General features: G+C 40.0%; 25 protein-coding genes and 1 other annotated feature. All 25 genes read left to right on the top strand.

The window, feature by feature from the left end; all coding sequences use genetic code 11:
* Positions 1 to 138: 138 nt before the first annotated feature.
* The 25 genes from ftsA (at position 139) to E0E32_RS11610 (ending at position 26,478) form a co-directional block, all read left to right on the top strand.
* A complete protein-coding gene (ftsA, locus tag E0E32_RS11490) occupies positions 139 to 1,434 on the top strand; it encodes a cell division protein FtsA (protein ID WP_130859812.1) in 1,296 nt (431 codons plus the stop codon).
* A 63-nt stretch (positions 1,435 to 1,497) separates the two neighbouring features.
* The gene (ftsZ, locus tag E0E32_RS11495; RefSeq protein ID WP_066192882.1) at positions 1,498 to 2,652 is read left to right on the top strand and encodes a cell division protein FtsZ; all 1,155 of its coding nucleotides are present in this window, start codon (positions 1,498 to 1,500) and stop codon (positions 2,650 to 2,652) included.
* 1,199 nt (positions 2,653 to 3,851) lie between these two features.
* Complete coding sequence (spoIIGA, locus tag E0E32_RS11500) at positions 3,852 to 4,784, top strand: sigma-E processing peptidase SpoIIGA (protein ID WP_066196434.1); 933 nt, start codon at positions 3,852 to 3,854, stop codon at positions 4,782 to 4,784.
* Between the two features lie 27 nt (positions 4,785 to 4,811).
* Positions 4,812 to 5,531, top strand: coding sequence for an RNA polymerase sporulation sigma factor SigE (gene sigE / locus E0E32_RS11505; RefSeq protein WP_130859813.1), 720 nt, complete (start codon positions 4,812 to 4,814; stop codon positions 5,529 to 5,531).
* Positions 5,532 to 5,623: 92 nt separating this feature from the next.
* Complete coding sequence (sigG, locus tag E0E32_RS11510) at positions 5,624 to 6,403, top strand: RNA polymerase sporulation sigma factor SigG (RefSeq protein WP_066192888.1); 780 nt, start codon at positions 5,624 to 5,626, stop codon at positions 6,401 to 6,403.
* 310 nt (positions 6,404 to 6,713) lie between these two features.
* Positions 6,714 to 6,998, top strand: a complete 285-nt coding sequence (locus E0E32_RS11515; RefSeq protein WP_066192891.1) for a YlmC/YmxH family sporulation protein — start codon at positions 6,714 to 6,716, stop codon at positions 6,996 to 6,998.
* Between the two features lie 305 nt (positions 6,999 to 7,303).
* Positions 7,304 to 8,098 carry a peptidoglycan editing factor PgeF gene (gene pgeF, locus E0E32_RS11520; RefSeq protein ID WP_066192892.1) on the top strand — a complete coding sequence of 265 codons (795 nt, stop codon included), beginning with the start codon at positions 7,304 to 7,306 and terminating at the stop codon, positions 8,096 to 8,098.
* Between the two features lie 21 nt (positions 8,099 to 8,119).
* Positions 8,120 to 8,800: a YggS family pyridoxal phosphate-dependent enzyme gene (locus tag E0E32_RS11525; RefSeq protein ID WP_066192895.1), complete on the top strand. Its 681-nt coding sequence runs from the start codon at positions 8,120 to 8,122 to the stop codon at positions 8,798 to 8,800.
* 11 nt (positions 8,801 to 8,811) lie between these two features.
* Entirely contained in the window at positions 8,812 to 9,246 is a 435-nt protein-coding gene (locus tag E0E32_RS11530; RefSeq protein ID WP_066192896.1) for a cell division protein SepF, read from the top strand.
* A gap of 7 nt (positions 9,247 to 9,253) precedes the next feature.
* Positions 9,254 to 9,529, top strand: a complete 276-nt coding sequence (locus tag E0E32_RS11535; RefSeq protein WP_066192898.1) for a YggT family protein — start codon at positions 9,254 to 9,256, stop codon at positions 9,527 to 9,529.
* Positions 9,529 to 10,302, top strand: a complete 774-nt coding sequence (locus E0E32_RS11540; RefSeq protein ID WP_130859815.1) for a YlmH family RNA-binding protein — start codon at positions 9,529 to 9,531, stop codon at positions 10,300 to 10,302. Before E0E32_RS11535 ends, E0E32_RS11540 begins: the two co-directional genes overlap by 1 nt.
* Positions 10,303 to 10,392: 90 nt before the next feature.
* Positions 10,393 to 10,914, top strand: coding sequence for a DivIVA domain-containing protein (locus E0E32_RS11545; protein ID WP_066192902.1), 522 nt, complete (start codon positions 10,393 to 10,395; stop codon positions 10,912 to 10,914).
* Positions 10,915 to 10,962: 48 nt separating this feature from the next.
* Positions 10,963 to 11,183: a binding site (T-box leader), on the top strand.
* 193 nt (positions 11,184 to 11,376) lie between these two features.
* The gene (ileS, locus tag E0E32_RS11550) at positions 11,377 to 14,139 is read left to right on the top strand and encodes an isoleucine--tRNA ligase (protein ID WP_130859816.1); all 2,763 of its coding nucleotides are present in this window, start codon (positions 11,377 to 11,379) and stop codon (positions 14,137 to 14,139) included.
* A gap of 353 nt (positions 14,140 to 14,492) precedes the next feature.
* A complete protein-coding gene (gene yqfC, locus E0E32_RS11555; RefSeq protein ID WP_316245330.1) occupies positions 14,493 to 14,774 on the top strand; it encodes a sporulation protein YqfC in 282 nt (93 codons plus the stop codon).
* A 27-nt stretch (positions 14,775 to 14,801) separates the two neighbouring features.
* Entirely contained in the window at positions 14,802 to 16,010 is a 1,209-nt protein-coding gene (gene yqfD / locus E0E32_RS11560) for a sporulation protein YqfD (RefSeq protein WP_130859817.1), read from the top strand.
* Positions 16,011 to 16,012: 2 nt separating this feature from the next.
* Complete coding sequence (locus E0E32_RS11565) at positions 16,013 to 16,966, top strand: PhoH family protein (RefSeq protein WP_066192909.1); 954 nt, start codon at positions 16,013 to 16,015, stop codon at positions 16,964 to 16,966.
* 39 nt (positions 16,967 to 17,005) lie between these two features.
* A complete protein-coding gene (locus E0E32_RS11570; protein WP_130859818.1) occupies positions 17,006 to 19,150 on the top strand; it encodes an HD family phosphohydrolase in 2,145 nt (714 codons plus the stop codon).
* Positions 19,140 to 19,610, top strand: a complete 471-nt coding sequence (ybeY, locus tag E0E32_RS11575; protein WP_130859819.1) for an rRNA maturation RNase YbeY — start codon at positions 19,140 to 19,142, stop codon at positions 19,608 to 19,610. Before E0E32_RS11570 ends, ybeY begins: the two co-directional genes overlap by 11 nt.
* Positions 19,582 to 19,962, top strand: a complete 381-nt coding sequence (locus tag E0E32_RS11580; RefSeq protein WP_066192916.1) for a diacylglycerol kinase family protein — start codon at positions 19,582 to 19,584, stop codon at positions 19,960 to 19,962. The genes ybeY and E0E32_RS11580 overlap by 29 nt, the downstream gene beginning before the upstream one ends.
* 349 nt (positions 19,963 to 20,311) lie before the next feature.
* Positions 20,312 to 21,217 (top strand): GTPase Era, encoded by a 906-nt coding sequence (gene era / locus E0E32_RS11585; RefSeq protein ID WP_066192918.1) that lies wholly within the window; start codon positions 20,312 to 20,314, stop codon positions 21,215 to 21,217.
* Positions 21,218 to 21,429: 212 nt separating this feature from the next.
* Positions 21,430 to 21,561, top strand: coding sequence for a YqzL family protein (locus E0E32_RS11590; protein ID WP_316245345.1), 132 nt, complete (start codon positions 21,430 to 21,432; stop codon positions 21,559 to 21,561).
* Between the two features lie 23 nt (positions 21,562 to 21,584).
* The gene (gene recO / locus E0E32_RS11595) at positions 21,585 to 22,337 is read left to right on the top strand and encodes a DNA repair protein RecO (RefSeq protein ID WP_066192920.1); all 753 of its coding nucleotides are present in this window, start codon (positions 21,585 to 21,587) and stop codon (positions 22,335 to 22,337) included.
* 298 nt (positions 22,338 to 22,635) lie between these two features.
* Positions 22,636 to 23,529 (top strand): glycine--tRNA ligase subunit alpha, encoded by an 894-nt coding sequence (gene glyQ / locus E0E32_RS11600; RefSeq protein WP_066196437.1) that lies wholly within the window; start codon positions 22,636 to 22,638, stop codon positions 23,527 to 23,529.
* Positions 23,516 to 25,606, top strand: a complete 2,091-nt coding sequence (gene glyS, locus E0E32_RS11605; protein ID WP_066192921.1) for a glycine--tRNA ligase subunit beta — start codon at positions 23,516 to 23,518, stop codon at positions 25,604 to 25,606. Before glyQ ends, glyS begins: the two co-directional genes overlap by 14 nt.
* Before the next feature lie 35 nt (positions 25,607 to 25,641).
* The gene (locus E0E32_RS11610; RefSeq protein WP_066192923.1) at positions 25,642 to 26,478 is read left to right on the top strand and encodes a pyruvate, water dikinase regulatory protein; all 837 of its coding nucleotides are present in this window, start codon (positions 25,642 to 25,644) and stop codon (positions 26,476 to 26,478) included.
* Positions 26,479 to 26,575: the final 97 nt, after the last annotated feature.

Consider the following 26,575-nt stretch of genomic DNA (forward strand, 5'->3'; position numbering starts at 1 on the left):
CTGAATAAATTTTATGTTTTTTTAAAGAAATGACAGTTATTCATGTAAAATTACCGTTTTTTTTATTATAATAACACTTATATAGTTTACTATTATGTGAAGAAGCGCAATAATATACATAGAAATAGGAGGTGCCTTATGGATAATGGAGAGATTCTAGTCAGCTTAGATATAGGTACATCAAAAATCAAAGTGATTATTGGGGAAGTGTTAGGGGAATCCCTTAATGTAATAGGTGTTGGTACGGCGAAATCTATGGGAATGAAAAAAGGGGCTATCGTCGATATTGATGAGACCGTGCATTCCATTCGTACGGCAGTGGAGCAAGCGGAGAGAATGGTTGATATACATATTGATCGTGTCATTGTTGGTATTAATGGAAGTCACGTTCAATTACAGCCTTGTCATGGCGTTGTGGCTGTTTCAAGTGATGACAAAGAAATTGAAGAAGAAGATATCCATCGGGTACTAGACGCAGCACAAGTAATGTCCATTCCACCAGAGCGAGAGGTAGTCGATGTGATACCTAAACAGTTTATTGTCGATGGATTGGATGAAATTCGTGATCCAAGAGGAATGATTGGTGTTCGATTGGAAATGCAAGGAACGATTATTACTTGTGCGAAAACGATGTTGCATAACATTTTGAAATGTGTAGAAAAAGCAGGTTTAGAAATTATGGATATCTGTCTGCAGCCACTGGCTACTGGAGAAGTAGCATTATCTCCAGATGAAAAGAGTCTAGGTGTTGCTTTGTTAGATATTGGCGGAGGCAGTACTACGGTGTCTGTATTTGAAGATGATAGTTTGGTAGCAACAAACGTAGTACCGCTTGGAGGCGATAACATTGCAAAAGACTTGTCTATTGGTCTCCGCACCTCCTCAGAAGAGGCGGAAGACATTAAATTAAATCATGGACATGCCTTTTTCCCAGATGCTGATCCAAATGATGTGTTTGAGGTCAATATTATCGGCAGTAACCAGAAGCAAACATTTAGTCAGCCAGAATTAGCAGAAATCATTGAGGCAAGATTAGAAGAAATATTGATCTATAGTGCACAAGAGATTCAAAAAATGGGTTATAATGAAATACCTGGCGGCCTTGTTTTAACAGGTGGTACTATGAGTATGCCTGGCGCCGCTGAGTTAGCGCAGGATATTTTCCAAAGCAATGTACGTATTGCGATTCCTGATTATATCGGGGTGAGAGAGCCCTTGTATACAGCAGGAATTGGCATCTTGAAATTTGCGTATAAGAATGCGAAAATACAAGGGAAAGATTTTGTACATGCGGTAACAATAGAAGATGAGACCTCACATTCCGAAAGAGAAAAAGAGAAGATAAAGCAATCCAAGAGGTCTGTATCAAAAAATCCATCAAAGGAAAAGAAAGAACCAAAAATAGCTAATTTTTTCAAGTATTTCTTTGATTAAAGTGACAAAATAGATTGATAAATAGATAGACTATACAATTCTAGTAAAATAGGAGGAAATTGCATGTTAGACTTTGATACAAATATGGACCAGCTGGCCACAATAAAGGTTATTGGTGTCGGTGGTGGTGGTAACAATGCAGTGAATCGAATGATTGAACATGGTGTTCAAGGCGTCGAATTTATTGCGGTTAACACAGACGCTCAAGCTTTAAATCTATCAAAGGCCGAAGTGAAACTTCAAATAGGGACCAAATTAACACGAGGATTAGGAGCCGGTGCAAACCCAGAGGTAGGAAAAAAGGCCGCAGAAGAGAGCAAAGAACAGATTGAAGAAATCCTTAAAGGTGCAGACATGGTTTTCGTTACTGCTGGCATGGGCGGTGGTACAGGGACTGGTGCCGCACCTGTTATTGCACAGGTAGCTAAAGACGTAGGTGCCCTAACCGTCGGAGTTGTTACACGCCCGTTCACCTTCGAGGGAAGAAAACGAGCTACACAAGCAGTTTCAGGAATCGATGGACTGAAAGGTGCGGTAGATACCCTCATCGTCATTCCAAACGATCGTCTATTAGAAATTATAGACAAAAATACGCCAATGCTTGAAGCATTTAGAGAAGCAGATAATGTATTACGTCAAGGTGTCCAAGGGATTTCAGATCTTATCGCAACACCTGGTTTGATCAATGTTGACTTCGCTGACGTCAAAACCATTATGCAGGATAAAGGTTCTGCCTTAATGGGAATTGGTGTGGCAACTGGTGAAAATAGAGCGACAGAAGCGGCGAAAAAGGCGGTTTCTTCTCCATTACTTGAAACAGCGATTGATGGAGCACATGGTGTCCTAATGAACATCACTGGTGGTTCTAATCTAAGCCTTTATGAAGTACAAGAAGCGGCAGATATTGTAACGTCTGCAGCGGATCAAGAAGTGAACGTGATTTTTGGCTCGGTCATTAATGAAGAATTGAAGGATGAAATTGTCGTGACGGTTATTGCGACTGGTTTTGATGAATCACAAGCGAGCAATACCCAAAGAAATCAACAACCTTCCTTTCAGCATAAGAGTCCTAAGAGAGAGGCAGAACCGACACAAGCACAGCCGCAGCAAGAGCAAAGACAGGAAACACCACAGCCTTCTGCCAGTTCAAGAGGAAAACAAGAAGAGGATACATTAGATATTCCAACCTTCTTAAGAAATCGAAATAGAAGAAGATAATCATGCGATAGACTGCATACACCATGAAGGTGTGTGCAGTTTTTATTTAAAGAAAGTATAAAATCATTGATATAATAGGATTTGGGACGAGTTGACCTTGAATGAACCAGAGTACCGATAAGACGGATTATGTTAAGTGTTCAGGGGTCTATTCCATATAGTAAAGTTGATCATTTGTCAGTGCTAGGAAGCGCTGCGGAAATAGGTTGCGCTTTCCCGCAGGAGTCTCCACCTATTTCCTCCGCTGGGTAGTAGCACTACAATCGAATAAACTGCTAGTATGAAGAGCTCAAGCACTATCATCCTGTCCATAAGTAAGCCACATCCTCTTTTGGAGAAACGATTGGACGACGGAACTATTTTGTAGCATGAATTCATCATGATACCGAAAATCAATGGAGGGTTTGTTTCTTTTTGTTGCCATACTATCTAGGTACTTAGTGCGCTTTATCCTTGCAGTGATAATCATTGTTGAATCGCTTTCTAGCGGAGGGAATATACGGAGACTTGAAAATGGTTTACAGGCTAAAATCGCAACGTCCTGGGACTGCGATTACTCGCCCCACCGAAGCCCATTTGTTGCAACGCCTGCACTTGCACGTCCTGTGCATCGCAGGACGATCTGAAGATCCACTAAAAAGTGCTCTTCTTTTTAGTTAGCTGAAGCCGGTCCCACGGTATAGGAAACACGGCGAGAGTGTTCTTTACTCGAGTCGCTTGTTGACTTATGCCCTGTGGGTAAAAGCGCAGCATATTCCCGTAGCGATTTGCCCAGCACAAAAAACGGGCAAAGTCAACTGCCAGCAAAAGTGGTCTACTTTACATAATCCGTCTTATCGGCAGTTAGTATCTGGTTGTGATAAGAGCAGGGATGGGATGTCCGTATTTTCTTGTGTCAGGCAATAAACTATATATTTTGAAAGAATGTTTGTAAGCAGGCTTTTCGCTTATACTCGTGAGTCATATTAGCAAAGAACACTTATCCCGCTTCAGCTAATTTGAAAAAGAGCGCTTGAAGTATGAAAGATCCTCCGTTTTATAAAATTCACTATTATATTCACCTTGGGATCTCCCCACATGAAATCCCCACTCGATCCAGCATAATTAAACCCTTCAACATTTTTATCGCCTTTTTCCCAAAACTAGATGGTTTTTGCAGTCAAACTATGACAGACTTCTTTGCTTTGGTGCTATATACTATGAGACAAGTACTAGAGATAACCAAAAGTAAAAGAAGGAAATGGGTGTTAATGGTTTATATCGAAGTAATTTGGCTGCTCAATTTTTTACTAGACTGGATGATTTTACTGCTCACACAATCCATTACAAAACGCATAACCCCATGGTATCGATTAATGCTTGCTAGTGTATTCGGCTCATTAATCGTACCCTTCACTTTCATTTTTCCAGATATCGCTTGGAATAGTTGGGTGATAAAAATAGGGTACTCCTTTTTCATTATTGGTATAGCCTTTCCTTTCCGAAACCTGGCTAGTTACGGTAAAGTGTTATGCAGTTTTTATTTTATGACCTTTGCCATTGGGGGAGGATTGCTTGCGATGCACTTCTTATTATCATCAGAGAACCATACATCGCAACCGTATATAGCATCACAGCATATTCACGGGCTATTTGTGTTAGTAGGTTTTCCATTGGCATGGTGGTTTGCAAAACATCGTATGGATCAGCACAAACTGCAACAATTTAATCAGCAATTTTATTATCAAGTAAAGATTGGGTGGTTAGAGAAGATAGCGAGGACAACAGGTTATTTAGATAGTGGCAATCATTTAGTTGATCCGATTAGCCAATCCCCCGTTATTATTGTCGACGAAACCATTCTGACCCATTTCTTAGATCCAGAAAAAATTTCCATTCTGCGTGCAGGTGCAATGCAAACGGGAGAGATAGAGGACGACCTTGCAGGGTTGTTTCATATCCTCCCTTATCGAGGAGTCAGTGGAGAATATGAAATGATGATTGCCTTTCGACCAGAGTATGTAGAAGTTGACATGCCGGATTTTCCCTTTACAACGAAAAAGGTTTTGATCGGCATTCAATTTGGAAATTTGGTAGCGGATCACAGCTATCATTGCTTACTACACCCTAAATTGTTTCAACAGGCAGGGTGAGACTAATATATAGAAGGAGTGGATCACATGATTCCCGTACAACCAAAATACAAATTGATGATGTTAAAGATACTAAAAAAGCTAGGCTTTAAGGTAAATGAAATATACTATATTGGCGGGAGTGAGGCATTACCACCACCCCTATCCAAAAAAGAAGAATTCGAGTTGATCAATCGGCTGCCAGTAGGTGATAAGGCAGCTAGGGCAATGTTGATTGAACGAAATTTGCGTTTGGTGGTGTATATCGCCAAAAAATTTGAAAATACGGGTATCAACATAGAAGATTTGATTAGTATTGGTACAATTGGTTTGATTAAGGCGATTAATACCTTTAACCCAGAAAAAAAGATCAAGTTGGCGACGTATGCTTCGCGTTGTATTGAAAATGAAATCCTGATGTTTTTGAGGAAAAATAATAAAATTAAAACAGAGGTTTCTTTTGATGAACCATTGAATGTAGATTGGGATGGAAATGAGCTATTGTTATCCGATGTTTTGGGGACAGACGAGGATGTAACATTTAAAGATTTGGAAGAGAATGTTGACAAGAGTTTGTTACGGAAGGCACTGGAACAATTAAACGGTCGTGAAAAACAAATTATGGAGCTTCGTTTCGGCTTGGTAGGCAAGGAAGAGATGACGCAAAAGGATGTGGCCGATTTATTAGGCATCTCCCAATCCTACATTTCTCGTCTTGAAAAAAAGATTATCAAAAGACTGCAAAAAGAATTTAATAAGATGGTGTAATTGTTTTTTGGTAAATGATGGAGTGTGCATAAAAACCCTCCGATTGGTGATACTTTATTTTGAGAAGGATCTCCAATTGGGAGGGTATTTTTATGAAAAAAAGCAAGGTAGAGATTTGTGGAGTAGATACCGCAACTCTTCCCGTTTTGAAGAATGAAGAAATGCGAAAATTATTTCGAGAAATGCAGAGTGGGGATCAATCGGCACGAGAAAAATTGGTGAATGGTAATTTGCGATTGGTACTTAGCGTGATTCAGCGATTTTCTAATCGTGGTGAATATGGTGATGACTTATTTCAGGTGGGATGTATCGGTTTATTAAAGTCGATCGATAATTTTGATTTGGGTCAAAATGTTAAATTTTCGACGTATGCTGTTCCAATGATTATTGGTGAAATAAGACGGTATTTACGTGATAATAACCCAATTCGAGTGTCGCGATCATTACGAGATACCGCATATAAGGCATTACATGCACGAGAGAAATTACTTAGTAAAACAGCCAAAGATCCTTCCCCAGCAGCTATTGCCAAAGAATTAGACGTGCCCGTAACTGATGTGATTTTTGCGTTGGATGCCATCCAAGACCCTGTATCGTTATTCGAGCCGATTTATAATGATGGTGGAGATCCGATCTATGTGATGGATCAAGTCAGTGATGAAAATGTGCAAGACGATGACTGGGTCGATCATCTTTCGATTAAAGAGGGAATGAAGCGCCTGAACGATCGGGAAAAAATGATCGTTAGCCGCCGATTTTTTCAGGGGAAAACACAAATGGAGGTAGCCGAAGAAATTGGTATCTCTCAGGCACAGGTGTCACGCTTAGAGAAGGCGGCTATTAAAGAAATGAACCGGGAAATGTTTGAATAAAGGAACGTAAAAGTGGTGTTCTGCACACAAGTATAAAAGCTGTGACATTTCTAGATGATTTGAATTTCTCTTGTATTTATTTGGAAGTGAAGAGTGTGTACTGCAAGCGAACGCTCTGATCAATATACTGCTATGCTCTGGTGCAAGCGAAGTATATATTCTGAGCGCTTTTGAACTCAGGAATGTTGTCAAAATCATTAATTGAATAAGGTTTTGGCATTTTCCTTTACCCCTAGAGTCCCTGATCGTCGTGTAATACGGTGATAAATTTACGCAATGTACATATATTTAGTACAAGGGGGTGCTTGGATTGATTACACTTTCGGCTTTGCAGGTAAAGGACATTGTTTTTATTGAGGATGGAACCAAACTTGGGAATGTGACGGATATCGAAATCAATGTGGAAATTGGTAAGATTACAAATCTGGTGATCGCGACCAAAACGAAAACATTAGGTATGTTTGGCGAATCTCGTGAGGTTATCGTGCCATGGGATCATATTATTCGAATTGGTCAAGATGTTATTTTAGTAAAAAAGAATGGGTACACCTTATTAGCGCAGGGGCAAGATTCTGAGAATACATCTCCTTCGTAGGTATAAGCGTGGTTGTTGATAAATCCGTACAATACAGTATTGTACGGATTTTAAGCTTGCTTCCAGTTATCAAACTCAGAGAAATAGTCATACTCACTGCATAAGAAGATCAGGACCGGTCCTTTATTACGAATTAAAAGCAGACACTGACTACTAATAAAGGGGGCTGTAAAACAGTTGCTCATCTTGAAGTTTTTACTTGATTGAAACGTCAAATGAAGGATTGACAACTACAACAGAAACCATTATCATGCGACACTAGTGAAAAAATATGATAAAATGATGAAAAATAGGAGGCGAGGCAGTTGGAGCCCTTTATCCTGAGTTCGGATCAATCGTTCTTAACCATACAGCCTTGGCAAAATGATCCACAAATCATTGCTGGATTTACAACACGTTACCACGGTGTGAGCCAGGAACCATATTATAGTCAGAACATGGGGTACCATGTAGGTGATGAGTCCTCTGATGTGTTAACCAATCGGACCCTTTTGGCCAATAAGATTGGGGTGAACTTAGAGGATTGGGTGGCAGCAGAGCAAGTGCATGATAATCAAATTAAAGAAGCCGTAACAAATGATCGTGGTAAGGGTGTCTTTACTTTGGAGGATGCCATTCAGGGAACGGACGGATTATTCACAAAGCAGCCTCGATTGTTGTGTACGGCACTGTTTGCAGATTGTGTTCCTGTCTTTTTTGCCGACCGGCAGAAAGGAATGGTTGCGCTAGCCCATGCTGGATGGAAAGGTACAGCAGCTAATATAGTGGGGGAGATGACAACACGCTTTCAAGCGGAATCCTCAGAGCTAAATGATATCGAGGTGGTGATCGGACCGAGTATTGGTCCAACCTGTTACCAAGTCGATGATCGAGTGATTCAGCATGTCGCTTCGGAATATACACAAATATATGAAGGTGATAATGGACAGTACCAGATTGATTTAAAAGAATGGAATCGATTATTGGCAATAGATGCCGGAATTCCTCCTAGCCAGATCTGGAAAACATCTTACTGTACGGCGCAAAATCCGTTATTTTTTTCACATCGCGAAGAAGGACATCCAACAGGAAGAATGATGGGCTATATAGGCTTAAGGTAAGAGATAGAAAGGAGCAACAAAGTGAAAGTAGCCGACAATTTAACAGCTATTCAGTCAGAAATAAGTAAGGTATGTCAAAAAATAGATCGAGAACCTACAGACATAACCATTATAGCTGTGACGAAATATGTTACAATAGAAAGAGCAAAAGAAGCATTACAAGCAGGGATCCATGATTTAGGCGAAAATCGGCTGGAAGGTTTTGCGGAAAAACATGCCCAAATAGGTGAACAGGCTTGTTGGCACTTTATTGGAACCCTGCAATCGAGAAAGGTGAAGGAAGTCATTCATCATGTGGATTTTCTTCATTCCTTAGATCGACTGTCATTAGCCAAAGAAATTGATAAGCGGGCAGATGAAATGGTGGAGTGTTTTATCCAAGTAAATGCCAGCGGAGAATCGACCAAGCATGGTTTAGCCGTTGAGGACGTGATACCATTTGTCGAACAATTAGCTAACTATCAGAAGATTCGCGTAGCAGGTTTGATGACAATGGCACCTCATACGGATGATCAAGCACAGATACGTAAGGTGTTTAGCGCTTTAAGACAGTTACGTGATGAGATACGGACTTTAGACTATGGGCATGCACCTTGTCATTATTTGTCGATGGGGATGAGCAATGATTATCAAATTGCCATCGAAGAAGGAGCAACCCACATTCGACTTGGTTCAGATTTAGTCGGACCGTACACAGAATAGAGGTGATGTAAATGAGTATAAAGGGCAAATTTCGCAACTTTTTTAGTGTGGACGAGGACGAATATGAAATTGTAGAAGAAGAATGGGAAGATGAAGACCGTCCACAACGCCGCAGCTCCAGGAAAGATGATAAAGAAAATATCGTCAGCCTGTCATCCGTACAGAAAAACGCCAAAATGGTTCTATGTGAGCCAAGGTCGTATAATGAAGTACAAGAAATTGCCGATCATATTGTTAATCGTCGCTCGGTTGTTATCAACCTGCAGCGAGTAGATACAAGTCAAGCAAGACAGATTATTGATTTCTTAAGTGGAACCGTTTATGCGGTATCCGGACAAATAAAAAAATTAGGGTCACAAACCTTCTTGTGTACACCAGAGAACATGGAGATTTCAGGGAATATCACAGAAATAATGGAAGATGTCGATCCGGAACAAAGGTGGTAAGAAGATATTGGATTTTTTGTATCAAATTTTGCATTTTGCAATGAATGCCTATATGATTGGCATTGTCATTTATATCCTTATGTCATGGTTTCCGGGGGCGAGGGAATCCTCTTTTGGACAAATGCTCGCCACGATTGTAGAACCATATTTAGAGCCATTTCGTAAGCTTATCCCGCCTATCGGTGGTATGATTGATATTTCACCAATCGTTGCCTTGATTGTACTGCGGTTTGCGATGACGGGACTTGACTACCTTTTCATTCAGCTATTTAGGTGGTTTTAATGGATTTATACCAACATTTTAGACAAGAGGAGTATCCGTTTATTGATCAGGTGCTGTCGTGGCAGGAGGAAGTAACAAACCGTTATCAGGCGCGATTAATTGATTTTCTCCATCCTCGCGAACAGCATATATTTCAAACCATCATCGGAAAAGATGATGAACTGCAGCTGGCCTTTTATGGTGGTTGGGAGCAGGCGGAACGACAACGAGCTTTATTGGCACCATTTTATGAAGAAATTGGTCCAGAAAGGTTCGAAGTAGAGTTACTACAGGCAAGCTTTCCACAGAAATTTGTTACCATCGAACACCGAGATGTGTTGGGAGCTTTTCTATCAGCAGGAATAAAACGGAAAAAGATAGGGGATATTGTGATCCATGGTGGTCTTGTGCAGATACTGGTCAGCTCTGATATCAGTGCCTACTTAACTGCCAATATCACTTCGATTAAGCAAGCGGGCGTCCGTTTTGAACAGATAGAACTAACGGACAGGCTTCCTTCCCAAGATACATGGAAAAGTAGTGTCGGGACTTGTGCTTCCCTTCGATTGGATGTGGTGATGAAGGAAATTTACAAAATCTCTAGACAACAAGCGTTGGATGCCATCAAAAAAGGTCTTGTTAAGGTGAATTTTCAAACCATCGATCAGCCCTCTTTTATATTGGAAGAAGAGGATTTAATTTCGATCAGAGGAAAAGGAAGATCAAGAGTGAAGGAGATACAAGGGCGTACAAAAAAAGACAAAATCCGGCTTTCGTTTGAAAAATTACAATAAATTTGTCTTTTTTTAGAGGAATTGTGAAGAAAGTATGATAGTATAAACTATAAATAAATTTATTTGATGTCAATTTAGGAGGTGGATGGTGTGACTTTAACACCACTCGATATTCATAATAAGGAATTTGCAAGAGGTTTTAAAGGTTATAATGAAGATGATGTCAATCAATTCTTAGATCATGTCATCAAAGACTATGAAACTATTATTCGTGAAAAGAAGGAGTTAAAGGAACAAGTAGATCAGTTAAACGAGAGACTTAGTCATTTCTCCAATATCGAAACGACGTTAAATAAATCGATCCTTGTGGCACAGGAAACTGCAGAGGAAGTAACAGAAAATGCCAAAAAAGAAGCGAAATTAATTATTAAAGAAGCAGAAAAGAATGCAGATAGGATTATCAACGAATCTTTACATAAGTCAAGAAGTGTGACGTTAGAAGTCCAAGAATTGAAAAAGCAAGCCAAGGTCTTTCGCACACGCTTGAAAATGTTGGTGAGCGCTCAATTAGATTTGCTGGAAAACAATGATTGGGAAGGTCTTTTTGATCTGGATGAAGACGAAGATGAAGAAGAGGTAGATGCACAAGCAGAAGAAACAAGTAATGCTTGACTTTCAGCTGAACATTACCTATAATTTTATTACAATTTATTGATAAGGAAACATACTAAGATTGGGAGAGTATATGTGATGATGTTTGTAAAAGCGAGTTAGGGATGGTGAGAGCCTAATACAACGGTTTGCATAGAAAATCACCCATGAGTATTTATGCTGAATAGAGTAGGTATAAACGAGTTATTCACGTTACGAATCCTGGAGTGGACAGTATAGGTAGTGAACTGTCTATAAGGGTGGTACCGCGAGAACCTCTCGTCCCTTTTATGGGATGAGGGGTTTTTCTAATGGATAAAACTTGCGATCATTGTTATCACATCGTTAATCATTCGTAACATCCCCGCTTTAAAATTCAAGAAGAACAAAAAAGCTAAGGGATGGACAACGAAAGCGAAATACTTTTTTATCTAGTGAAACTTGTGTTTTTCTATTACAGCAAAAAATAAAGGAGGAAACAAAGTGGATTACAAACAAACGTTGAAAATGCCACGAACTGATTTTCCAATGCGTGGTAATTTGCCAAATAAGGAACCAAAACTGCAAGAGAAATGGGAAGAAGAAAACATCTATGAACAGGTGCAGCAGCACACCGCTGGACGACCATTATTTATCTTGCATGATGGCCCTCCTTATGCTAATGGCGATATTCACATGGGACACGCCTTGAATAAGATCTTAAAGGATTTTATTGTCAAGTATAAGTCAATGTCCGGTTTTCATGCCCCGTATGTTCCAGGCTGGGATACCCACGGGTTGCCTATTGAACAAGCATTGGCGAAGAAAAAGGTAAACCGCAAAAAGATGACAACAGCAGAATTTAGGCAAAAATGTGAAGAATATGCCTTGAAACAAATCGATAATCAGCGTAACCAATTCAAACAATTAGGTGTAAGAGGTGATTGGGATCACCCTTATATTACATTGGATAAATCGTTTGAATCGGCCCAAATTAAGCTGTTTGGCGAGATGGCGAAGAAAGGTTATATTTATAAAGGGAGAAAACCTGTCTACTGGTCACCTTCTTCTGAATCGGCATTGGCAGAAGCAGAGATTGAATACCAAGACAAACGGTCTCCATCGATTTATGTGGCCTTTGATGTGAAGGACGGTAAAGATTTACTGGCTGGTGATGAGAAATTTGTTATTTGGACAACGACGCCATGGACACTTCCTGCTAACCTTGCAATCGCGGTTCATCCAGATTTGGAATATGCTGTAGTCGAAGAAGTTGAATCAAAATATATTGTCGCATTGGACATGTTAGCTGATGTGAAGGAAAATTTGGGATGGCAAGAGGCCAAAGTAATCCAAACTTTTAAAGGGGTGGAGGCAGAACATTTGGTTGCCAGACACCCATTCTATGACCGTGATTCGGTGGTTGTACTGGGTGAACATGTCACAACGGAAAGTGGTACTGGTCTTGTCCATACAGCTCCTGGACATGGGGAAGATGACTTTGTAATTGGTCAAAAGTATGGATTAGATGTGCTATGTCCAGTTGATGAAAAAGGTTATTTCACGGCAGAGGCACCAGGATTGGAAGGACAGTTTTATGATGCAGCAAACAAGGCCGTTACGGAAATGCTGGAAGCTCATCATGCCTTATTAAAACTGGATTTTATTACACACTCTTATCCTCACGATTGGCGCACGAAAAAACCGACCATCTTCCGTGCGACAAGTCAATGGTTTGCCTCAATCAAAGATTTCCGCGAGGAGATTCTGGCAGAAATCAAACGGATTAACTGGCTTCCAAAATGGGGGGAGACACGTCTGTTTAATATGGTACGGGACCGCCAGGATTGGTGTATTTCTAGGCAGCGTACGTGGGGAGTGCCTATTCCTGTTTTTTATGGTGAAGATCACACACCGATTATTACAGATGAAACAATCGAACATGTCGCTAATCTATTTGCAGAGCATGGATCTAATGTGTGGTTTGAACGAGAGGCAAAAGATCTGTTGCCAGAGGGGTTTACGTCTGTACACAGTCCTGACGGCACCTTCACCAAAGAGATGGATATCATGGATGTGTGGTTTGACTCCGGAAGTTCCCATGCTGGTGTTTTAGAAGAGAGAGAAGAATTACGTCGTCCTGCTGATGTTTACTTAGAAGGTTCGGATCAGTATCGTGGCTGGTTTAACTCCTCTATCTCAACGGCAGTGGCGGTTACTGGCAAAGCACCTTACGAAACGGTGATTAGTCATGGTTTTGCCCTAGACGGACAAGGACGTAAAATGAGTAAATCGGTTGGGAATACTGTTGTACCATCTAAAATTATGAAACAATACGGTGCAGATATTCTTAGACTTTGGGTTGCTTCTGTTGATTACCAAGCGGACGTTAGGATTTCTGATGAGATTATTAAGCAAACCTCGGAAGGATATCGTAAAATCCGTAATACTTTCCGCTTTATCTTAGGCAATTTAGCCGATTTTGAATTAGCGGTTAAGGTGAGCGATGAAAACTTAGAAGAAGTAGACCGTTATATGCTATACCGATTGCAACAAGTAATCGAACAAGCCAAGAATGCCTATGATAACTATGATTTCTCTACAGTCTATCAAACGATCCATCATTTCTGTACGATTGATTTAAGCTCTTTCTATTTAGATTTTGCCAAGGATATTCTGTATATTGAGGCAGAAAATAATCATAGAAGACGCAGTATCCAAACAGTCTACCATGAGATTATCACTTCGTTAGTGAAACTGTTGACGCCAATTTTGACACATACGATGGAAGAGGTATGGAGTTACATTCCTGAGATGGAAGAGAAAAGCCCGCAGCTTTGTGATATGCCAACTGCCAGAGAGCTTGATGGACAAGAAGCCCTTGCAGGAAAATGGGCACAATTCATGGATGTTCGTGATGATATTTTAAAAGCATTAGAAGAAGCACGTTCGGAGAAAGTTATTGGCAAATCTTTGGAGGCAGCAGTAACCATTGTGCCTAATGATCAAAACACCAAAGACCTGTTAGAGTCGATTGATTATTTACATCAACTGTTGATTGTGTCCGGTGTAACCATTGTGGATCAGCTGACCGAAGCGAAACGATATGACCATGTAGCAGTGAGTATTGCCAAGCATACTGGCGAAACTTGTGAACGCTGCTGGGTTGTTTCTGATACGGTAGGAACAGACCCTGATCATCCTACGTTATGTGCTCGCTGTGCTAAGGTAGTTAAAGAAAACTATGCAGATATCGTTGAGGAATAAGAAAAGTGATACGTAGGATGCTGGTGAGCATACGATCACCAAACAAAGAAGAACCATTCTTGGTTCTTCTTTGTTTTATAAGTAAAGAACGTATATCCCCCTTGATATACTAGGACTTGGAATGATTTTGACCTTGAATGAACGAGAGTACCGATAATTGTCGATAAGTTAAATAAAGTTACGTTTTGTTATTTTTTACGCTTTACGGAGTGCTTGCTTAGCACAGAAACAAGATCATATTCACATAACTCCCCATTCCAACTTTTTTCTCCAGAATCACACCATAATCTTGATGTCAAAGTTCTGAATTCTTATTCGTTTCATAGAATGAAATGAGGGGAGGATCAGATTCAGTGACAAAAAGCAAACTGAAAGAAAAAATCATGCGTTCCATTACCCAAACATTTGATCTGCCTTCTGAGGTGACCTTAAAACTTCCACGCATCACCATGATTGGAACGATTCACGCCTATATTGAAAACCATCAAGGTTTAGTCGTTTTTTCCTCCGATGAATTATTATTAAAAGTTCATCAAGGACATGTCCGTATTACAGGAAAAGATTTTGTATTAAAAATGATGATTGCACAGGATATTTTACTAGAAGGTGAAATTACAGACATTCGTTTTGAGTAATCTTGCAGCTGCTCGGAGGGACGTTGTATGTTTTTTATTAAAAAGAATTGGTTTACAGGTTATATAACGATAGAAGTACGAGGTGTACATCCTGAGCTTTTTTTTCAAATATTGGCAAAGCATGGGGTGATGTCATGGGATATTGAAAAGAAGACCGACACTGTTGCCATCGGAAAAGTGAAATTAACAAGTCTGATGAAAATACGTGAAGTCAAACGACAAACAAGGTATAAACTATTCTTTACTGGACGACATGGTTTACCCTTCACAAGTAAACAGTTAATAAATAAAAAGCCGCTCATTTTGGGCTTTTTATTGGCGCTGATACTAATATTTCTTTTATCCAATATTGTCTGGCGGGTAGAAGTGACCGGTTTAGATCCAGACATGGAGACAGAAGTAACGGAAACGCTGGAGGAATACGGGGTGGAAATCGGTAGTTTTCAGTGGGATTTGGCCCCGCCAGGTGTGATTCAGCGGCAATTGTTAGCCGACATTCCTGAATTATTATGGGTAGGGGTGAAAAAGAATGGTTCCGCTTATCATTTAGAAGGAGTAGAGAAAACGATTGTTGAGAAAGAAGAAGAAACACCGCCTGGACATTTGGTAGCAGCAAAAGAAGGGGTCATTCATGACTTGTTTATTACTAAAGGACAACCTTTAGTACGAACCGATGACGTCGTATCCAAAGGAGATATGTTAGTTTCTGGATACCTTAAACAAGTGGAAGAAGAGGAAGAAGAGGAAGAAAAACGAACGGCAGTAGGAGCAGATGGAAAGGTGATTGCCGAGGTATGGTACAGAAGCGACGTTACCGTGCCCATTGAACAGCATTTTCAAACACTCAAAGGAACAAAAGAAGTTAAACACTATCTTCGGTTGAAGAAATGGTTATTACCTGTTTGGAATTTAGACGAGCCATCGTTTCCTCAATATCAAGTGGAAGCCGACGAACGGGCATTTTACTTTCTGAAATGGAAATTACCAATCAGCTATATTAAACAAACGATTTATGAAACAGAAGAAACCACGCAGCAATTACAGAAAGAACAAGCAAAACAATTGGCTTTGGCACATGCCAGGCGAGAAATAGAACGAAAAACTCCTCCCGAATCAAAAATATTGGATGAAAAAGTTTTGCACGAATCGGCAGAGAATGGTAAAGTAAAAATAACTTTATATTATTCAGTACTCGAAGATATTGCAACGAAACAACCAATTAGCCAAGGAGATTGATTATGACAGAAGACTTAAGAATCATTGATTTACAATTAGAAAACCCTAACGAGGCCTTAGCCTTATTTGGTACAGAAGATCGACATCTCAAACAACTGGAAGAGCAATTGCAAGTATCCATTATATCTCGAGGAGAGCAGATCGGTGTATCTGGTCAACCAGAGGATGTTGGAATAATAGAAGATGTCTTAAATGGCTTATTATCCATTATTAGAAAAGGGATTACTATCTCTGAGCGTGATGTGATATATGCCGTGGACTTAGCCAAACGGGGAAAAATAGATCAATTAGCAACCTTATTTGAAGATGAAATAACCAAGAATGCCCAAGGAAAGCCTATTCGTGTCAAAACACTAGGACAACGTCACTACCTACAATCGATTCGACAAAGTGATCTGGTGTTTGGTATTGGCCCTGCTGGTACAGGTAAGACCTATTTGGCGGTGGTCATGGCGATCCATGCCTTAAAAAATGGTAAGGTGAAAAAAATCATCCTTACCCGCCCGGCAGTAGAAGCGGGAGAAAGCCTCGGTTTTTTACCTGGAGATTTGAAAGAGAAGGTAGATCCCTATCTCAGACCTTTGTATGACGCCTTACATGATGTGCTGGGCACCGAACATACGGCAAGGCTCATCGAACGGGGGACGATCGAGATAGCGCCGCTTGCTTATATGAGAGGGCGGACGTTGGATGATGCCTTTGTCATTCTTGATGAAGCACAAAATACAACTAATGCACAAATGAAAATGTTTTTAACGCGCTTAGGCTTTGGTTCTAAGATGGTAATTACCGGAGATGCGACACAAATCGATTTACCAAAAGGTGTACGATCTGGTTTGATTGATGCAAAAGAAAAGTTAGCAAACGTAAATGGCATTGGTATCGTTTATTTAAGTCAGTCTGATGTAGTACGTCATCCGATCGTTCAGAAGATAATCGATGCTTATGAAGATTAATTTAAATCGTGATGAAACAGGTGGAAAAGAGGGGAGAGCATGCGTTTCTTTCATGCATTAAAACGTGGCAGTAAGTCTTTGTTTCGGCAGCAATCTTGGCAAATTTATTCCTGTATTTTATTAATAATGACCGTTCTGTTTGTTGCCTTATATAACAATGTGCATCTCCAAACCTATGCCATTGAAAAGTTTTCCTCAGCCCAGGAAACGATCCGCTCCCCGATCACGATTGAAAATACGAAAGAGACGGAGAGGCGCCTTCGAGAAGCCATTCAATCCGTAGAAGATCATTATGAAGTGAGCCAGGAAGTCGCTGAGGAACAAATTACATATATTAATGAATTATTTGAAGCGATTCATAAAATAGAGAGTGGTGACATCGAGACAGAAGACGAAGAACTAGAATTGGATGATATATCAGATAAGATAAACTATTTAGAGGCTCTAGTTAACGCAGATTTATTTCAACAAATTGGTCGAGAGGATCTTGTCACCTTATTTGAGGCGCCAGAGAACTCGAGAATGCTGGCTAAGGAATTATTAACAACGGCTCTCTATGATGTCTATTATGACGGTGTTAAGCGAGATGATGTCGAACAAGCAATGGAGACTGTACAACAAAAATTAAACTATTCGACATTGCCAGACGACTTGGTTGCTGCCTTACAGCCGTTGTCTGCATTCGGTGTTCAGCCGAACTCCTTTTTTTCCTTAGATGAAACCAATCAAGCTCAACAACAAGCCAGAAGTGCAGTAGAGCCGGTGGTTATTCGGGCGGGAGAAGTAATTGCGGAAGAAGGACAGCTTATTACCAATGAAATATATGAAGAACTCGAATTAACCGGACTTTTAAATGAACAGAAGAGTTTTTATCCGATTATTGGTTTATTGTTATTTGTGATTTTGAATGGTATCTTCCTTTTGTTACTAATTCGAAATAGTGTACACCAACAACAGGTGACAGGTCGGCAGTTGGCCGCGTTATTGGTGTTGACGACCTTTTTGATGATTATGATGAAAGTCATCAGTTTCTATGCTACCACCGTGAATCCGCTGTATTGGCTTACACCGATCGCTTCGGTGTCTATGTTAATCAAGATTTTAATCAATGAAAAATACGCCTTAACCATGGCGATGCTTTACTCCGTGATAGGCAGTATTATTTTTAATGGTAATATCCCAGGGAATCTTAATATTGAAGCAGGCACTTATTTATTATTTTCACAGCTGGCAAGTATATACTGCTTGAAATTGATGAAGGATCGTACAGCAATCATTAGAAGTGGATTTGCTATTGCTCTAATTAATGTTATGGTGATTTGCTTCTTTATATTCCTATCATTTGAGAAATATAATTGGATGGATTATTTACTGTTTGGTGGCTATGGTATTTGTTCAGCAATCATTGCTACGGTATTAACCATTGGAATGCTGCCATTCTTTGAGACAGGATTGGGATTGCTATCTGATACGAAGCTGTTAAGCCTGTCCAGCCCTAACCATCCTTTATTACGAAAATTATTAATGGAGGCTCCAGGGACTTATCATCATAGTATTATGGTAGCGAATCTGAGTGAGGCCTCTTGTGAAGCGATAGGCGCTAACGGGTTATTGGCAAGAGTGGCCTCGTATTACCACGATCTGGGTAAAACACTTCGCCCTCATTATTTTATTGAAAATCAAATGGGTGCCAAGAACCCGCATGATTATTTGGACCCCTATCAAAGTGCAGAAATTATTCTGGCACATCCTAAAGATGGTGCAGATTTATTAAAAGAGGAGAAGATACCAAAGGAAATCATTGATGTTGCGTATCAACACCATGGCACGACTCTGTTGAAGTATTTTTATTACAAGGCAAAAGAACAAAATGATCAAGTAGAGGAAGCAGATTTTCGTTATGATGGTCCGCGCCCTCAATCGAAAGAGGCAGCCGTTATTTCTATATGTGATTCCGTAGAGGCGGCTGTGCGGTCACTGGATCATCCTGATCAAGAATCAATTGAGAAGATTGTTTCATCGATCTTTAAAGATCGCTTATTGGATGATCAATTAAGCGAAAGTACATTGACTTTTAAAGACTTAGAAAAAATCAGACTGGTAATTGATGAAACCTTAAAGGGAATGTATCATTCTCGTATACAATATCCCACAGATAAGGAGGACACAGAGGATGGAGATTGATTTTTATGATGAGACAGCAAGTATTTCAACAGAACTGCAAGAAATTCTCACTCAATTACTATTGTACGCAGCAGAATTTGAGGGCATTTCAGACACCGCAGAATTGTCAGTTTCCTTTGTAGATAATGAAGAAATTCACCGCTTGAATAAACAATTTCGAGCAATGGATCGCCCCACAGACGTATTATCGTTTGCGCTGGAAGAAACGGGTGCAGAGGAACTGATAATCAAAGGCGCAGATATGCCGGTAGTACTTGGTGATATCATCATTTCTGTAGATAAGACAGCAGAGCAAGCCGAACAATATCAACACTCTTTCAAAAGAGAACTGGGCTTCTTAGCGGTTCATGGATTATTACACTTGATTGGTTATGATCATATGGATAAAGCAGAAGAAGAAAAAATGTTTACCAGACAAGAGGAGATTTTAAATGGCTTCGGATTATCGCGGGAGGAATAAACTTCACTTTGGTTTGCGTTACGCCTTGCATGGATTGAAGGTAGCAATCATAACTGAGCGAAATATTAAGATTCATTTGATTGCTGCCTTGCTGGTGGTATTGGCAGGTGTGGTACTGCATGTCTCGGTCATGGAATGGATGGTGTTGTGTCTAACGATGAGTGCCGTTGTTAGTATGGAATTGATGAATACTGCTTTGGAAAGAGCGTTGGATCATTTAGAGCCTGAAAAAAAAGAACTGATAGGGGTCGCTAAGGATATGGCAGCTGCTGCTGTATTAATTACGGCCGTGTCGTCAGTCGTGATCGCCTGCTTGATCTTTATCCCAAAAATCGTAGCGTTTGTCAGCTGATTAACCGAATCAACCTTTTTGATCAGCACTCCACGCCCCTATCCAGCAAACACACTTGGTCCAACCGACGAAGTGTTTTTTTATAAGCAAGGAGAGTATAAAATCCTTGGTATGATAGGACTTGGAATGATTTTTTCCTTGAATATCTTATCGATAGCAGCCGTTTTTATAAAATAAAAAAGGATAAGGACACTCTTCCAGCTGTTCTGAAAGCATATCCTTTTTGCTAGGCAGGCGTGAAAATCTTGAAGGAAATCCCACTACTTTTGTCGAAGCTATGCACGAAGGTGAAAAATATAGTATGATAAGAATAAGCAACTCAACATGAATGTAAGCGGAGGAAATAAATATGGATAACGACTTTAAATCAGGATTTGTAGCAATTATCGGCAGACCAAATGTAGGAAAATCTACGTTCATGAATCGGGTAATTGGTCAAAAAATTGCCATTATGAGTGATAAGGCACAAACAACAAGGAACAAAATTCAAGGCGTATATACTGATAAAGATAAACAAATCATTTTTATCGATACACCAGGTATTCATAAACCGAAGCACAGACTAGGTGATTTTATGGTAAAGATTGCCGAAGATGCTTTAGGCGAAGTAGATGCAGTCATGTTTATGATCAATGCAGAAGAAGGCTATGGGCGTGGAGATCAATTTATTATGGATCGGCTGCAGTCTGTCAACAAACCGGTCTATTTGGTCATTAATAAGATTGATTTGGTCCATCCTGATCAATTATTGCCATTAATTGATCAGTATCGTTCAGCATATTCATTTAAAGAAATTATCCCTATTTCTGCATTAGAAGGAAACAATGTAGAGCATTTAATGCAGGTTTTTGCCGAACAGTTGCCAACAGGGCCACAATATTATCCCGAAGATACAGTAACCGATCATCCAGAACGATTTATTATAGGAGAACTGATTCGGGAAAAGGTACTCCAGTTAACCCGTGAGGAGATTCCACATTCCATTGCTGTTGTCATTGAACAAATTGATCATCGCGGGGAAGATGAGAAGATATTAGTACAAGCCGTCGTAGTAGTGGAACGAAAATCACAAAAAGGTATTATTATCGGCAAGCAAGGCAAAATGCTCAAAGAAATTGGGAAGAGAGCGAGACAAGATATTGAACGCCTATTAGGTTCTAAAGTGTATCTGGAATTATGGGTGAAGGTACAAGAGAACTGGAGGAATAATCCTCAACAGTTGCAAGAGTTTGGTTTCAACAAAGATGATTATTAAGCCCCTCCATCTAATGGGTGCAAAGTCCAGTCTAAGGTATTTTTCCCTTTAACTGCAAAAAAGAAAATGCAACGTTTTACATGGTAAAAATTATGACTCATTTAATTGTTTGTTTCGGAAAAACTAATCATAAACGTAAGAGAGGCAATCATCACTGTCTTTCCTCCTTACGTGCAATAACAGATTACCAATGAAAGGTGAGGTTTATTGTGATGGATGTACCGTGGAAAGTTTTTAGTCAAACAGGTAATATTGAGGCATACTTATGGATGAAAGAAGTAGAAGCAGATGATATAGATGAAGAAGAGGGCGAAGAGCCTATTATAGAAGATCGACATCTCTAGAGAAAGAAGGGAAGGGGAAGCTTGTGCTGGAAAAAGTAGAAGGCTTCATTCTCAAAACGCAGGATTATGGGGAAACACATAAGATTGTTACCATACTATCCCCGACCTTAGGCAAGCTGGGTGCCATTGCAAGGGGAGCAAAAAAAACAAAAAGTCGAATGGCTGCAATAACGCAGCCATTTATTCATGGATCTTTTTTAATTCAGTCTGGCAGTAATCTGGCTACGATTCAGCAAGGAGAAGTGTTGTCTTCTTTTCGGAAGATTCGTGAGGATATTTTTAAGACGGCTTATATGAGTTATATTGCAGAACTAACTGATAAATTAATTGATCAAAGGAAGTATAGCGCTTATATGTATAGTCAACTGTTGCATACTGTAGAGCGCTTGAATGAAGGGCAGGACCCAGAAGTACTGGCGATGATGTATGAATGGAAAATGTATAAAGAATCTGGGATTGCTCCTGTGGTCACACAGTGTGTATCTTGTGGTACCACCGATGACTTAAAGGCATTTTCCGTCAGCAATGGGGGACTACTTTGTAAACGATGTGTCCATATTGACCCTCATGCCATCCCTGTTCCTGAACAAGTCGTGAAATTGATGAAACTGTTTCTTTGGATAGAAATTGAACGAGTAGGGGATATCTCGGTCAAACCAGAAAATAAGCGGATCCTTCAATTTGTGATGGATCAATACTATGAAACATACGGAGGGTATACGATCAAATCAAAACGTTTTTTAAAGCAGATGAAGGGTTGGCAGGATAAATTATAATTGACATTTTTGATCTTTTTGCGTATGATGTAAAAATAAATCAAATACAGTGTTTGCAAAGAAAGAGAGTAGTACTGAGGTTTATGGTGCCATCAAGCGAGTTCAGGCGGGTGAGAGCTGAGCAGGTTACCTCTTAGGAAGGCACTCTGGAGCGATGAAACAAGAAAAAGAGGTTGCGTTTATTGCAACAAGTAGGGTGGAACCGCGGAAAATCCGTCCCTATGCCTTATCGTTAATAATAAGGCATAGGGACGGATTTTCTTATTGTCGAATAACCGAAGTGGAGGATGAGATAAACATGAATATTCAAGAAATGATTTTAACCTTACAACAACACTGGTCTGATCAAAATTGTATTCTTATGCAGGCTTATGATGTGGAAAAAGGAGCGGGAACGATGTCGCCTATGACTTTATTGCGCAGTCTCGGGCCTGAGCCTTGGAATGTAGCTTATGTAGAACCATCAAGACGACCAGCAGATGGTCGTTATGGTCAAAATCCCAACCGATTATATCAGCATCATCAATTTCAGGTAATTATGAAGCCATCACCGGATAATATCCAAGAGCTCTATTTGAATTCTTTAGAGAAGTTGGGTATTGATGCGGCTTATCATGATATTCGTTTTGTAGAGGATAATTGGGAGAATCCCACGCTTGGAGCCGCGGGATTAGGATGGGAAGTTTGGCTCGATGGAATGGAAATCACTCAATTCACTTATTTTCAACAAATCGGAGGTTTAGAGGCAAAACCGGTAGCAGTTGAAATTACTTATGGTATTGAACGCCTTGCTTCCTATATTCAAGATAAAGAGAACGTTTTTGATTTAGAATGGACCAGTGGTGTAACCGTTGGAGATATTTTTTATCAACCGGAGTATGAACACTCTAAATATACGTTTGAAGAATCCAATACAGACATGCTTTTTGACCTGTTTTCTACTTATGAGGAAGAGGCGCGGAATGCGATGAGTAAAAGTCTAGTTTTTCCAGCGTATGATTATGTTTTGAAATGCTCTCACGCTTTTAATTTATTAGATGCTAAGGGGGTTATTTCTGTCACGGAGCGAACTGGGTACATTGGGCGTGTGCGTCACCTGGCAAGAGAAATAGCCAAATTATATGTCGAAGAGAGAGAGCGACTAGGATTTCCAATGTTGAAAGGAGAAGAAGCTTCCCATGAAAACAACTAATGTATTATTTGAGGTTGGACTTGAAGAAATGCCTGCTCGTTTTATGAATGATACGGAGCGCCAGCTTAAAGATAGAACGATGGAATGGTTGGAACAAGTTCGCCTTACTTATCAAACGATCACTACCTATATTACACCGAGAAGATTTGCCGTATTAATTACGGAACTTGCGGATAAACAGCCAGACCAAGAGGAAGAAGCTAAAGGTCCTGCCTTAAAGATTGCTAAAAACGAGCAAGGAAATTGGACCAAGGCGGCTATTGGTTTCTCTAAAGGGCAAGGGAAATCTGTCGAAGATTTGTACGTGAAAGAAGTGAGCGGAACGGAATATGTTTTTGTACGTAAATTTATTGCTGGAAAAACGCAAGATCAACTGCTAGCTGATTTTAAGGATATTATTCTTCATTTGAATTTCCCCAAAAACATGCGTTGGGGCGACCAAGATTTACGTTATGTCCGCCCGATTAAGTGGTTGGTTGCCTTGAAAGATGATCAGGTCATTCCCTTTGAAATAGCTAAGGTACCAACAGGGAATATTAGTAAAGGACATCGCTTCCTTGGGGGAACAGTGGAAATCAATGATCCTTTAACCTACGAACAGTTATTATCGGATCAATATGTGATAGCACAAGCGCAAGATAGGAAAGAGCGTATTGTTGCCGGCATTGAAACATTAGCAAATGACAAAGGATGGGTTATTCCAGTAGATAAAGATCTGCTGACAGAAGTAACCCATTTAGTAGAGTACCCTACCGTATTTTACGGAAAGTTCAGTGAAGAATTTCTGCAGCTGCCGAAAGAGGTACTGATCACTACTATGAAAGAGCATCAGCGTTATTTTCCAGTAGAGAATGCCAAAGGAGAACTGTTACCTTATTTCATTGGTGTCAGAAATGGCACAGCTGAACATGTGGATACTGTGGCCCGTGGTAATGAAAAGGTGTTAAGAGCACGCTTGCAAGATGCGCAATTCTTTTTTGAGGAAGATCAGAAGCAATCAATCGAGAATAATCTCGCACAATTGAAACGAATGGTATTCCAAGAAAAAATGGGAACCATAGCAGATAAGGTTATACGTGTCGAAAAAATTAGTGCATGGATCGCAAATATGTTACAATTAAATGATAAACAAAAGTCTCAAGTAACAAGAACGGCACAAATCAGTAAGTTTGATTTAGTCACCAACATGGTGAATGAATTTACAGAATTACAAGGAATCATGGGCAGGAAATATGCAGAAATGTTTGGTGAGGATCGTGTGGTTGCTCAGGCGATAGAAGAACATTATATGCCAAGAAACACCCATGATGACCTGCCAGAATCAACAGTAGGTGCAATTGTCAGTATGGCAGATAAATTAGATACGGTTGTTGGTTGTTTTGCAGTTGGCTTAATCCCTAGTGGTTCACAAGATCCATATGGTCTAAGAAGACAAGCACTAGGCATTTTGCAAATTGTTCAAGCAAAACAATGGGAGCTTAATATTACGGAGGTCTGTGAACAGGTATTGGCATTATTTACGGAAGAGAACATACTAGAGGGTAGTAAGGAGCAAATTACAGCGCAAATCGAATCATTTTTTAAGCAGCGCAGCGTATATATTATGAAAGAGGCTGGACTCGATCCAGATGTCATTGACGCGGTATTAGCCAGCCAGTTAGCCGACTTCTCTTTCCTTATCAAGAAGGGAGAGGTATTACAAGAGAAGAAAACAGACCAAGACTTCAAAGATAGCCAAGAGGCCTTTGTTCGAGTGCTAAACCTTGCTGTAAAGGCAGAAGAGCAAACCAAAATAGATACAGCTTTATTTCAGAATCAAGAAGAAGCTAACTTATATCAAACCTACCTGGATAGGAAGGAACCATTTACAGAGGCATTGGCACAAAAAGACGCGAGTCGTGCGTTATCGGTGTTGGCACCCCTAGTGACACCAATACATGCATTTTTCGATCATTCCATGGTTATGGATAAGGATATGGCTATTCGTCATAATCGTCTTTCCTTGTTAAATCAGATCGCCAAACAATTATTATGTTTTGCGGACTTGACAAAGGTGCAATGGAAACAACAAGGTTAACAGATGATAAGGAAGGCTGAGGAGGGTGTTAACAGATGGAGAAAAAGATTATCTATGTCGTGTCTGATTCGGTCGGTGAGACGGCTGAGTTTGTTACCAAGGCAGCTCTCAGTCAATTTATGAATGAAAATGATTATGATATCTATCGAATTCCTTACGTAGAAAATGTAGAGGTTTTGCGTGGTGCCGTGTACCACGCAAAACAATTGGATGCCATCGTGGCCTTTACTATTGTGAATACAGAACTGCGAGAATTCTTCATTCAGGAAGCGGAAGAAAAAGGGGTGGACTGTGTCGATATTATGGGTCCGATGCTTCAGGTGATGGAACAAAAGTATAAGCAAAAACCTCGCCAAGAACCCGGCTTAATCCATAAACTAGATGCAGATTACTTTCGAAAAATTGAAGCCATCGAATTTGCCGTTCGTTATGATGACGGAAAAGATCCAAGGGGAGTTGCCAAAGCGGATATAGTACTGATCGGTGTTTCCCGTACATCAAAGACACCACTTTCTCAGTATTTAGCCCACAAGCAATTAAAGGTAGCAAACGTACCCATCGTACCAGAAGTAGAACCGCCTGAAGCACTATTTACCATACCTTCCCATAAATGCATTGGTCTTCGTATTAGCCCAGAGAAGCTAAATGGTATTCGCAAAGAAAGATTAAAAAGTCTTGGGTTAGGAGATCAATCTAGCTATGCCGCTTTTGAACGAATTGAGGAAGAATTGACTTGTTTTAACGACTTGGTGAACAAATTAGGTTGTCCCGTCATCGATGTTTCTCATAAAGCGGTAGAGGAAACGGCCAATATCATTTTAAATATGATTAACCAGCCATACTGGGAGCTGCAAAATAGACAGATTGATTAACTCTCAGGTAATGAGGGGGAGATTCCCCCCAACAAAAGCATTGCGTCATTTTTATTAAAATCGTAAAAATAAGTAATAATAGTTGATTTTATTGGTG

Source organism: Gracilibacillus phocaeensis, from assembly GCF_900626275.1.
Taxonomy (GTDB): Bacteria; Bacillota; Bacilli; order Bacillales; family Amphibacillaceae; genus Gracilibacillus; species Gracilibacillus timonensis.

Bases quoted from the DNA above. Each gene is read 5' to 3' on its own strand.
- era (WP_066192918.1), top strand. From the start codon at position 20,312: ATGGATAACGACTTTAAATCAGGATTTGTAGCAATTATCGGCAGACCA.
- ftsZ (WP_066192882.1), top strand. From the start codon at position 1,498: ATGTTAGACTTTGATACAAATATGGACCAGCTGGCCACAATAAAGGTT.
- E0E32_RS11610 (WP_066192923.1), top strand. From the start codon at position 25,642: ATGGAGAAAAAGATTATCTATGTCGTGTCTGATTCGGTCGGTGAGACG.
- sigG (WP_066192888.1), top strand. From the start codon at position 5,624: ATGAAAAAAAGCAAGGTAGAGATTTGTGGAGTAGATACCGCAACTCTT.
- E0E32_RS11540 (WP_130859815.1), top strand. From the start codon at position 9,529: ATGGATTTATACCAACATTTTAGACAAGAGGAGTATCCGTTTATTGAT.
- sigE (WP_130859813.1), top strand. From the start codon at position 4,812: ATGATTCCCGTACAACCAAAATACAAATTGATGATGTTAAAGATACTA.
- yqfD (WP_130859817.1), top strand. From the start codon at position 14,802: ATGTTTTTTATTAAAAAGAATTGGTTTACAGGTTATATAACGATAGAA.
- E0E32_RS11530 (WP_066192896.1), top strand. From the start codon at position 8,812: ATGAGTATAAAGGGCAAATTTCGCAACTTTTTTAGTGTGGACGAGGAC.
- E0E32_RS11590 (WP_316245345.1), top strand. From the start codon at position 21,430: ATGGATGTACCGTGGAAAGTTTTTAGTCAAACAGGTAATATTGAGGCA.
- glyS (WP_066192921.1), top strand. From the start codon at position 23,516: ATGAAAACAACTAATGTATTATTTGAGGTTGGACTTGAAGAAATGCCT.
- glyQ (WP_066196437.1), top strand. From the start codon at position 22,636: ATGAATATTCAAGAAATGATTTTAACCTTACAACAACACTGGTCTGAT.
- E0E32_RS11580 (WP_066192916.1), top strand. From the start codon at position 19,582: ATGGCTTCGGATTATCGCGGGAGGAATAAACTTCACTTTGGTTTGCGT.
- ybeY (WP_130859819.1), top strand. From the start codon at position 19,140: ATGGAGATTGATTTTTATGATGAGACAGCAAGTATTTCAACAGAACTG.
- E0E32_RS11565 (WP_066192909.1), top strand. From the start codon at position 16,013: ATGACAGAAGACTTAAGAATCATTGATTTACAATTAGAAAACCCTAAC.
- E0E32_RS11570 (WP_130859818.1), top strand. From the start codon at position 17,006: ATGCGTTTCTTTCATGCATTAAAACGTGGCAGTAAGTCTTTGTTTCGG.
- ftsA (WP_130859812.1), top strand. From the start codon at position 139: ATGGATAATGGAGAGATTCTAGTCAGCTTAGATATAGGTACATCAAAA.
- spoIIGA (WP_066196434.1), top strand. From the start codon at position 3,852: ATGAGACAAGTACTAGAGATAACCAAAAGTAAAAGAAGGAAATGGGTG.